Origin of the sequence: Streptomyces sp. NPDC057302, assembly GCF_042667685.1 — a bacterium.
Taxonomy (GTDB): domain Bacteria; phylum Actinomycetota; class Actinomycetes; order Streptomycetales; family Streptomycetaceae; genus Streptomyces.
Map to the genome: position 1 here is coordinate 98,672 of NZ_JBHUZJ010000025.1, position 7,397 is coordinate 106,068.

Annotated in this window: 5 protein-coding genes and 1 pseudogene; 4 read left to right on the forward strand and 2 right to left on the reverse strand. The window is 69.9% G+C overall.

Translation table 11 applies throughout. The features are described from left to right. Positions 1-3: 3 nt before the first annotated feature. A complete protein-coding gene (locus ACFUPX_RS19700) occupies positions 4-2,271 on the reverse strand; it encodes a serine/threonine-protein kinase (protein WP_383323686.1) in 2,268 nt (755 codons plus the stop codon). A 220-nt stretch (positions 2,272-2,491) separates the two neighbouring features. Between ACFUPX_RS19700 and ACFUPX_RS19705 the strand changes: the two genes are divergently transcribed. The 4 genes and pseudogenes from ACFUPX_RS19705 to proC all read left to right on the forward strand — a co-directional run bounded on the left by ACFUPX_RS19705 (position 2,492) and on the right by proC (position 5,583). Further along, on the forward strand, positions 2,492-3,016 hold the full coding sequence (locus tag ACFUPX_RS19705) for an EamA/RhaT family transporter (protein ID WP_383323689.1): 525 nt from the start codon (positions 2,492-2,494) through the stop codon (positions 3,014-3,016). A 93-nt stretch (positions 3,017-3,109) separates the two neighbouring features. Continuing rightward, positions 3,110-3,968 (forward strand): annotated as a pseudogene (locus tag ACFUPX_RS19710) (ABC transporter ATP-binding protein). Beyond that, the gene (locus tag ACFUPX_RS19715; protein ID WP_383323693.1) at positions 3,965-4,702 is read left to right on the forward strand and encodes an ABC transporter permease; all 738 of its coding nucleotides are present in this window, start codon (positions 3,965-3,967) and stop codon (positions 4,700-4,702) included. Before ACFUPX_RS19710 ends, ACFUPX_RS19715 begins: the two are co-directional and overlap by 4 nt. 68 nt (positions 4,703-4,770) lie before the next feature. Next, complete coding sequence (gene proC / locus ACFUPX_RS19720) at positions 4,771-5,583, forward strand: pyrroline-5-carboxylate reductase (RefSeq protein ID WP_383323696.1); 813 nt, start codon at positions 4,771-4,773, stop codon at positions 5,581-5,583. A 51-nt stretch (positions 5,584-5,634) separates the two neighbouring features. Here proC and trpS read toward each other — a convergent pair whose 3' ends face one another. Further along, positions 5,635-6,645, reverse strand: a complete 1,011-nt coding sequence (gene trpS / locus ACFUPX_RS19725; protein WP_383323699.1) for a tryptophan--tRNA ligase — start codon at positions 6,643-6,645, stop codon at positions 5,635-5,637. Between the last annotated feature and the right edge of the window lie 752 nt (positions 6,646-7,397).

Here is a 7,397-nt window from a genome sequence, read left to right on the forward strand (position 1 = left end):
GGGTCACCCGGACCTGGGCGGCTTCGTCGCGTCGAACGAGAACACCGTGTTCTTGGCCGCGGCCACGACCACCACACCCCCGGCGACAGCCACCCGCCCACTGGCCCCCACCTCACCCGTAAGCCCCTCGGCCCGAGGTCCCGTCGTCCACAACGGCTCCCCGTCCCGCGGCGAAAGCGCCACCACCCGCCCGGTCGCCGAGCTGAAGTACAGCGCCCCACCCCCGGCCACCGGCCCCGAAGCACCCTCCACACTCGTCTGCCGCGACCACTTCTGCCGCGCCGTCGCGGGATCGAGCGCGGTGACGAGACCGGTCTGCCCGGTCACGAAGAGCGTGCCGCCGGCCATGCCGGGCGTCCCCGCATACGTCTTCGCGAGCCGCGCGTACGACACCTTCCGCGAGGCCGGACCGACCCGCGACACCCCGTCGTAGCCGACCGCCGAAAGCCCCTCCATACGCTGATGAAGGAGTACGAGGTCACCGCCGGCGACGCCCATCGGAACGGCGGGCCCCTTGACGGCGACGGCCTCGCCCAGCGTCCCCGACGAGCGGTCGACGGTACGCAGGACCTGGGTGCGCACCTCGGTCGCGGCCAACTCGGCCTCCGGCGCGCACATCGCGTACAGCCGGGCCCCCGCCGGAACCGGGGCGCACTTGGAGCCCGTAGGGAACGGCGTCCTCCAGGCGACCTTGCCGCTGTGCGCGTCCCGGGCCTCGAAGCGCGCGTTGGCCGCGTCGACGGTGACGACGGCGGAGCCGAACAGCACGGCGTCGTTCGACCGGCCCGTGACGGCCATCGACTGGGCGCCGGACGGCTCGGACCACAGCTCGTCGCCCGAGTCCGCGTCGAGGGCCACCACTTCGGTCCGGGGATCCTGGGGACGGTCCTCGGCGGCGAAGCGGTAGCCGATGACCGTGTCGTGGGTGACGCCCACCAGATGCATGCCCTGCACGGGAACGCCGGGGCTCTTCTCCGTCCAGACGCGGGAGCCGTCGGCGGGCCTGATCCGGGTCGCGACGACGCCACCGCCGCCACAGAACAGCGCGTCGTCCTTACGGGCCACGCACCGCAGCTCGTCCGGGATGTCCTTGCGACCGCCCTGCACCGTCTTCTGCCACGGCTTGAACCCGGTCGGCAGCTCGGCGGCCGCCGCGACGCTGCGTTCCTTGCCGTCCTTGCCGGGGCCGCTGCCCGGCCCGTCGGAACCGCCGGACGTCACCGCCGCGACACCGCCGCCGATCGCGGCCACGGCGACGGCGGCGGCGAGCACGGGACGCCAACGACGCCGCAGACGACGGCTGAAGGTGCCACCGTCGTGACCGGTCCCGTCGTGACCGGCCCCGTCGAGCGAGGCGCTGTCCTTCGTCCCTGCGGCAGCCACCCGCGTGGCCGTGGACGACCGGTGATGCTGCGTATCCGTGTCCCGCGTACGACTGCCCGGCGCGCTCTCCGCGTCCCCCAGCTCGGCAGGAAGATCCCGCAGCAGTTCGAGGAGCCGGTCGGCCGACGGCCGCGCGTCCGGGTCCTTGTCGAGGCACGGCTCGACCACCGCGCGCAGGGCGGCCGGAACGTACTTCAACTCCGGTGCCTCATGCACCACTTGATAAGCCGTCATATACGGGCTGTCCGCGTCGAACGGCCCCTGCCCCGTTGCCGCGTACACCAGCAGCGTGCCCAGCGAGAAGACGTCGGACCGCGGCCCGACCCCGCGCGGCGCCTGCAACTGCTCCGGCGACATGAACGGCGGCGTACCGATGACCCGCCCCGTCATCGTCAGCGTCTGCTGGTCCGCGGCGCGCGAGATGCCGAAGTCGATGACGCGCGGGCCCTCGGGCGAGAGGACGACGTTCGACGGCTTCAGGTCGCGGTGCACGACGCCCACCCGGTGGATGTCGCGCAGCGCCTCCGTCAGTCCGATGGCGAGCGTGCGCAGGCCGGTGCCCGTCAGCGGGCCCATCTTGGCGATGTGCTGGGCGAGGGTGTGTCCCTCTATATAGGCCGTCGCCATCCAGGGGTGCTCGGCCTCGGGATCCGCGTCGACCACGGCCGCGGTGAACGCGCCGCTCACCCGCCGCGCCGCCGCCACCTCCTGCCGGAAGCGGATACGGAACTCCTCGTCCCCGGCGAACTGCTGGTGGATCAGCTTGATCGCGACAGGGCGCCCGGATGCCGTACGCGCCAGATAGACCGTGCCCATGCCGCCCGAGCCGAGACGCGCCTCCAGCGGATAGCCGCCGATCTCAGCTGGGTCACCTCCGCGGAGCGACACTCTCCCGACCTCCCCGTCCCACCTGCATCAGTTTTCGCACGCGCCCATTTATCTGTCCTGCAACCCAAACTAGCCGCCAAGTGGTAGGGGAGGGCAAGGCGGGGGACGAATAGGGCGCGCCCACCCCGCACCCACCCCGCACCCCTCCCACGCGTCGAGATCGCCCCGCCCCGCCACGCCCTGCACCCGCCCGGCGGCCACCACGGGCGATACTCGAAGGGTGAGCGCAGATTCGAGCACCCCCGACCGCACGCAGGCGACAGCCGCGACACCGGCGACGGCCCCCGGCCCGCAGCCCGAGCCCCTCCGTTTCTTCGGCACGACCTGGGTCGACCACGACAACGGCTACGGCGCGCGCCGAGCGGGCGTCGCGGCAGGCTCGCTGCTGGCGGCCGCGGCAGGCTGTTTCGTGCTGCGTTTCGCGTACGAGGGCATGGCGGTCGCGGACGTGGGGACGTTCGTGAACTTCCTGGTCCTCGTCATGTTCTCGATCTGCAGCGCGATCGCCTTCCGCCGCGCCTGGGAGGGCTTCACCCGCCGCCACGACCCGGCGTCCCAGTCGTCGATGCGCGGCCTCATGACGATCGGCTTCGTCGGCGTCCTCCTCGCCTACTTCTTCCGCTCCCTGACCGAGGCCCCCGGCGAGAAGCTCCACCGCGAGGAGTACGAGGCCGCCCGCGAGCAGTACGCGAAGCGCACGGCCCGCCGCACGGGCAACCCGGGCCGCAAGAAGAAGAAGGCCTGACCAAGACGGCCCCCGGAGCCCCGGGCCCACCCCACTCCTGAATACCGGACCGACCCTTGACGACCCCTGCGGCGGAGGAGCAATATTCATCACATGATGAATAGGGTGGAGTCACCCACCGAGCAACCGCCCACCGAGGAACCGCCCGCCATCGAGGCGAGGGACCTGACCGTCGTCCGAGGCCTGCGCACAGTCCTCCGCTCCCTGGACTTCACCGTCCCGAAGGGCCAGATCACCGGCCTCCTGGGCCCCTCGGGCTGCGGCAAATCCACGCTCATGCGCGCCACGGTCGGCACCCAGGCCAAAGTCACCGGCACCCTGAAAGTCCTCGACGAACCAGCAGGCGCCCCCACCCTCCGCTCCCGCATCGGCTACGTCACCCAGCACCCCTCCGTCTACGACGACCTCACCGTCCGCCAGAACCTGGACTACTTCGCCGCCGTCCTGGACCCCGGCCGAGGCCCCGCCGCCCGCCGCCGCCACGACCACGTCACCCGAGCCATCGAAGACGTCGACCTGACGACCCACGCCGACGCCCTCGCGGGCAACCTCTCCGGAGGCCAGCGCAGCCGCGTCTCCCTGGCGGTGGCACTCCTCGGCGCCCCCGAGCTCCTCGTGCTCGACGAACCCACCGTCGGCCTCGACCCCGTACTCCGCCGCGACCTGTGGAACCTCTTCCACTCCATCGCCGCCGACCGGGGGCACCACGATCCTCGTCTCCTCCCACGTCATGGACGAGGCCGAACGCTGCCACCGCCTCCTCCTCATGCGCGAAGGCGAGCTCCTCGCCGACGCCACCCCGGAGGCTCTGCGGACCAGCACGGCCTCCGAAACCGTCGAAGCCGCCTTCCTCCACCTCGTCGACCAGGCCATCGCCACCGCCAAGCGCGACGACACCACCCCCACCTCCACCAGCACCACCGGCGACACCTCCACCAGGAGCCCCCGATGAACACCCACCGCACCCTCGCCACCGCGGCCCGTGTCCTCAGGCAGCTCCGCCACGACCCCCGCTCCATCGCGCTGATGCTGCTCGTCCCCTGCGTGATGCTGCTGCTCCTGCGCTACGTGTTCGACGGCAGCCCGCAGACCTTCGACTCCATCGGCGCCTCGCTCCTCGGCATCTTCCCCCTCATCACGATGTTCCTGGTGACCTCCATCGCCACCCTCCGCGAACGCACCTCCGGCACCCTCGAACGCCTCCTCGCGATGCCCCTGGGCAAGGGCGACCTCATCGCTGGCTACGCCCTCGCCTTCGGATTCCTCGCCGTCATCCAGTCCGTCCTCGCCACCGGCCTCGCCCTGTGGGCCCTGGGCCTGGACGTCACCGGCTCCGCCTGGCTGCTGCTCCTGGTCGCCCTCCTCGACGCCCTGCTCGGCACGGCGCTCGGCCTCTTCGTCTCGGCCTTCGCGGCCTCCGAGTTCCAGGCCGTCCAGTTCATGCCGGCCGTGATCTTCCCCCAGCTCCTCCTCTGCGGCCTGTTCACCCCGCGCGACAAGATGGCGCCGCTCCTCGAATCGATCTCGAACGTCCTGCCCATGTCGTACGCCGTGGACGGCATGAACGAAGTCCTGCGCCACTCCTCCGTCACCGGCGACTTCGTTCGCGACGCCGTGATCGTCGCGGGCTGCGCCGTACTCGTCCTCGCCCTGGGCGCCGCCACCCTCCGCCGCCGCACGGCCTGACCCACCAATGCGAGGATGACCGGACCAGAACGATCCCCGCTGAACCGCACCCGGAGGGTGACCCACACATGCCCCAGCCCGTCGCAGTCCTCGGCACCGGCAAGATCGGCGAAGCCCTCCTCAGCGGAATGATCCGGGCCGGCTGGGCCCCCGCCGACCTCCTGGTCACCACCCGCCGCTCCGAACGCGCCGCAGAACTGCGCACCCGCTACGGCGTGGACCCCGTCAGCAACGCCGACGCCGCCAAGCAGGCCGACACCCTCATCCTCGCCGTCAAGCCGCAGGACATGGGCCGCCTCCTCGACGAGCTCGCCCCGCACATCACCCCCGACCGCCTGGTCATCAGCGCCGCCGCCGGCATCACCACCTCCTTCATCGAGGAGCGCCTCGCCGCAGGCACCCCCGTCGTCCGCGTCATGCCCAACACTCCCGTCCTCGTGGACGAGGGCATGTCCGTCATCTCCGCAGGCGGCCACGCCACCGCGACGCACCTCGCCCACGCCGAAGCGATCTTCGGCGCCGTCGGCAAGACCCTGCGCGTCCCCGAGACCCAGCAGGACGCCTGCACGGCCCTCTCCGGCTCGGGCCCGGCGTACTTCTACTACCTGGTCGAAGCCATGACCGACGCCGGCATCCTCCTCGGCCTGCCCCGCGACAAGGCCCACGACCTGATCGTCCAGGCCGCGATCGGCGCCGCCGTGATGCTCCGCGACAGCGGCGAACACCCGGTCAAGCTCCGCGAGAACGTCACGTCCCCGGCCGGCACCACCATCAACGCCATCCGCGAGCTCGAGAACCACGGTGTACGAGCAGCCCTCATCGCCGCCCTCGAAGCCGCCCGCGACCGCAGCCGCGAGCTGGCCTCCGGCAACAACAGCTGACCTCCCGGGCAGGGGCACACGTCAACCGCCCCTGCCCAGCCCTCGCGCCGCCTACAGCTCCTCGTTCACCGGCGGCAGCAGGCCGATCGCGCGATAGGCGGTGTCCACCGTCGGCCTGGACATCGCTCTGGCCCGCTCAGCTCCCCGCCGCAACACCTCCTCCACATACGCGGGATCAGCAACCAGCTCCTTGTGTTTCTCCTGCAAGGGCCTCAGCACCTCCACCACGGCGTCGGCGGTGTCCTTCTTCAAAGCCCCGTACGTTTCATATACACCGCTCAAGCCCTCGGGGTTCCCACCCTCACAGGACGCGAGGATCTCCAGCAGGTTCGAGATCCCCGGCTTGGCCTCCCGGTCGTACTCGACCTCGCTCCCGCTGTCCGTGACAGCGCGCATGATCTTCTTCCGTACGACGTCCGGCTCGTCGAGCAGATAGACGATCCCGGCCCCGGCATCGCCGGACTTCCCCATCTTCGACGTCGGATCCTGCAGATCCATGACCCTGGCCGCCACCTTGGGATACGTGGCCCGCGGCACCACGAACGTGGCTCCGTACCGCTGGTTGAACCGCACCGCCAGATCCCGGGTCAGCTCGACGTGCTGCACCTGGTCGTCACCGACCGGCACCTGGTCCGCCCCGTAGGCGAGGATGTCCGCCGCCATCAGCACGGGATAGGTGAGCAGCGAAAGCCGCACGCTCCCGCCGCGCGCCCGCTCGAGGGCGGACTTCTCCTTGTACTGGATCATCCGCCGCATCTCGCCGTCCGTCGCGACGCACTCGAGCAGATACGAGAGCCGGGCGTGCTCGTCCACATGACTCTGTACGAACACGGTGGCCCGCTCGGGATCGATCCCCGACGCGAGCAGCAGCGTCGCCGCCTGCCGACTGAGCCTGCGCACCCGCCCGGGATCGTGGTCCACGGTCAGGGCGTGCAGGTCGACGATGCTGAACAGCGACTCGGCGCGGTGCTGATCAACCTCTGCCCACTGGCGCACGGCGCCCAGGTAGTTCCCCAGGGTCAGATGCCCCGTCGGCTTGATCCCGCTGAAGATCCTCGTCATCTCTCCGCCTCCTGGTCAGGACCGCCGGCCCGCCGACCGGGCTCCGGGTCCTCCAGGGGGAGAAACAAGAACGGCCGCCGAGTCGGCAGCCGTTGAGTACATGCGTGTGTACGGCCGCCGTCAGGCGGCCCACCACAGCTGGGTGTGCGCATGCGTTGTCACGCCTCCTACAGTAGCCAGCCGGGGACGCCATGTACCAGGGTTGACACGCCCAGACCGCGTACGTAGTGTTCTCCGAGTTGCCCGACGTGAGCGCCGACCCCTGGTCGGTCCCCGGGCAGCCATTCCGCAAGAACAGAACCATTCAAACGATCGATGCCGTGTCATCTTCGATGCCCCGTCGTCTGCTCGTTTTCATGCGCTTTTGCGAAATGAGGAATCCGCGTTCGAAAGGACGCCCCGATTTGGATCGGGAGCCAGGATTCCGCTAAAGTCTCACTCGTCGGAACGGCCCAACAGCCGGGAAGACAAGCCCCGCTGACTGGGAATCAGGCCCGAAAGGATCTGGTAGAGTCGGACTCGCCGGAAAGGGAAACGCGAAAGCCGAAAGGCCGGAGCGGAAACCTGAAAGGCACCGAGGAAAATCGGACACGAAAGAGTCTGATAGAGTCGGAAACGCAAGAACGAAACACAGCAAGACAAAATGAAACACCGAAGGGAAGCGCCCGGAGGAAAGCCCGAGAGGGTGAGTACAAAGGAAGCGTCCGTTCCTTGAGAACTCAACAGCGTGCCAAAAGTCAACGCCAGATATG

Coding starts and splice junctions, on each gene's coding strand:
- ACFUPX_RS19715 (WP_383323693.1), top strand. CDS start 3,965: ATGAACACCCACCGCACCCTCGCCACCGCGGCCCGTGTCCTCAGGCAG.
- proC (WP_383323696.1), top strand. CDS start 4,771: ATGCCCCAGCCCGTCGCAGTCCTCGGCACCGGCAAGATCGGCGAAGCC.
- trpS (WP_383323699.1), bottom strand. CDS start 6,645: ATGACGAGGATCTTCAGCGGGATCAAGCCGACGGGGCATCTGACCCTG.